The following is a 1,775-nucleotide window of genomic DNA, read 5'->3' on the forward strand; positions in this document are numbered from 1 at the left end:
CCTCCTCAGACACATTCTCTGGGAATTACAGTGATCTTGCAAGCGTCCCGAGTACGTTCACTCCGGAGGAGCACGGAAGTGAGGCACACAGCGAGGACCTATACCCGAAGACAGACACAGACCCATCCGAGTCGAATCTCTCTGGCGGTGAGGCATGGTTCCGCACAGATACCGGCGAGTGGCGTGGCTACAACGGCACGAATTTCGTCACGTTCGACGTCACGGCTGACTCGTCATCCTAAACCATGCCAAAAGTTGAGAAAATCAGCGGCGGTCAGGTTTTCATCAAATCGATCGGCCAACACTTCTCTCTCGGGGACCGGGCCGACGTCGGCGAGGAACTGGCCGCGTATCTCTGCGACGAGCGGGGCGACTTCGCGATTGTCGAGGAACTCCCTGAACCGGCCGACCTCACCGTCGACGAAGACAGTGACGACCTCGAAGACAAGACCGTCGACGACCTGCAGGACCTCGCGGCCGAGGCCGAGATCGGGGGGCGATCGAAGATGAACAAGGACGACCTCATCGAAGCGCTGCGCGACGAACGCGAGGAGTAACCCATGATGCTCATCGGACTCATCGGAGCACTGACTATCCTGATCGCCATCCCGCTCGCGCTCGCAGTCGTGTACCGATCCCGGCCGAGGCCGAGTCGGCCAACGGTCGACGGCGAAACGGAACCGATCCTCGACACCTGGACGGAGGACTAACCCCATATGCCACCGCTCGGATACTGCACTCTTGAGGACGTCCGCCGAGCGCTCCGCAAGTCGGGCCTTCCGGGAGACGTCAGCCAGGACCAGCAGATCGCCGTCGACGCGATCACAGCCGAAACGGACCCGCTTGAGAAGAGCCTCAAACGGCACTGGTACGAACCCGGTGGGATCGACGAGGCAACGGAGATAGAGATCCCGACGGAGCCGAAGACTCGCGACGACGAACACGATATCTCGAGTCACGGCGGGATGGTCCATGGGGCGAGCGAACGGGATCGGAACCGCTACCGAAAAAACAGCGACGCGCTGCTCGAGTCCTCGCCACGAAACGATCGCCGTCGACGCGAACTCCGGCGGGAACCCAAGCGAGAGATCCGCATCGCGATCGGTGAGTACCAGGACGGCTATCGGAACGACCGGCCGGCGTACACGCGGATCCAGTTAGACCGTCGCGACGCCGACGCCGTCAACCAATTGCTCGTCATCAACAGCGATGGCGGCTACGACGACTGGGCGGCCGCCGACAGCGGCTACGAGGGGGGTGTCGGCCTCGAGAACCGCGGGAAGGACTACTGGGTCCGGCTCAACAACGGCGGCGTCTCCGAGCTGTATATCGACGCCCACGCACTCGACGACGATATCGCGTCGCTATCGAATGCCGTCTATATCGACTGGGACTACGGCCACGAGGGCATCCCACGGGCCATCCGCCGGGCTGTGGCGCTGCGCGCCGGCGCTGAACTGACTGAGGAGGCAGCACTCCACGTCCCTGACAATGCTCGCCTCTATAACGTCGAAGCGAAAGCCGACGAAATGCGCGAGAAGGCCGACGATCTCCTCGAGGAATACCGATGAGCACGGGTGATACCACGGCCAGCGCGTCCTTCACGATCGGCGGTCCAGAGCCGCTGGTCGACGACGCCGAGCGGCGGCTCGTCGGCGAAGCGAACCCACTCGTCTACCAGGCAGTGCGAGTCAGCCACGGCACGCTGCGGAGCTACGCCAGTCGGACAGACTACGACGTCGAGTCGATCGAGGACTCGTTCGCCGGCGTGGAGG

General features: G+C 62.9%; 4 protein-coding genes and 1 pseudogene. All 5 read left to right on the top strand.

The genetic code is table 11. From position 1 onward, the window contains the following. Positions 1 to 242: hypothetical protein (locus C480_RS24070; RefSeq protein ID WP_006665547.1), on the top strand; the 242-nt coding region annotated here is incomplete at its 5' end. 3 nt (positions 243 to 245) lie between these two features. Beyond that, complete coding sequence (locus C480_RS10255) at positions 246 to 557, top strand: Rho termination factor N-terminal domain-containing protein (RefSeq protein WP_006665548.1); 312 nt, start codon at positions 246 to 248, stop codon at positions 555 to 557. 3 nt (positions 558 to 560) lie between these two features. Further along, positions 561 to 710 (top strand): hypothetical protein, encoded by a 150-nt coding sequence (locus C480_RS23460; protein ID WP_161607002.1) that lies wholly within the window; start codon positions 561 to 563, stop codon positions 708 to 710. Between the two features lie 6 nt (positions 711 to 716). Then, entirely contained in the window at positions 717 to 1,571 is an 855-nt protein-coding gene (locus C480_RS10260; RefSeq protein ID WP_006665549.1) for a hypothetical protein, read from the top strand. After that, positions 1,568 to 1,775 (top strand): annotated as a pseudogene (locus C480_RS10265) (hypothetical protein); the annotation flags it as partial. The gene C480_RS10260 and the pseudogene C480_RS10265, both read left to right, overlap by 4 nt.

Source organism: Natrialba aegyptia DSM 13077 (assembly GCF_000337535.1).
Lineage (GTDB): Archaea > Halobacteriota > Halobacteria > Halobacteriales > Natrialbaceae > Natrialba > Natrialba aegyptia.

Coding starts and splice junctions, on each gene's coding strand:
- C480_RS10255 (WP_006665548.1), top strand. CDS start 246: ATGCCAAAAGTTGAGAAAATCAGCGGCGGTCAGGTTTTCATCAAATCG.
- C480_RS23460 (WP_161607002.1), top strand. CDS start 561: ATGATGCTCATCGGACTCATCGGAGCACTGACTATCCTGATCGCCATC.
- C480_RS10260 (WP_006665549.1), top strand. CDS start 717: ATGCCACCGCTCGGATACTGCACTCTTGAGGACGTCCGCCGAGCGCTC.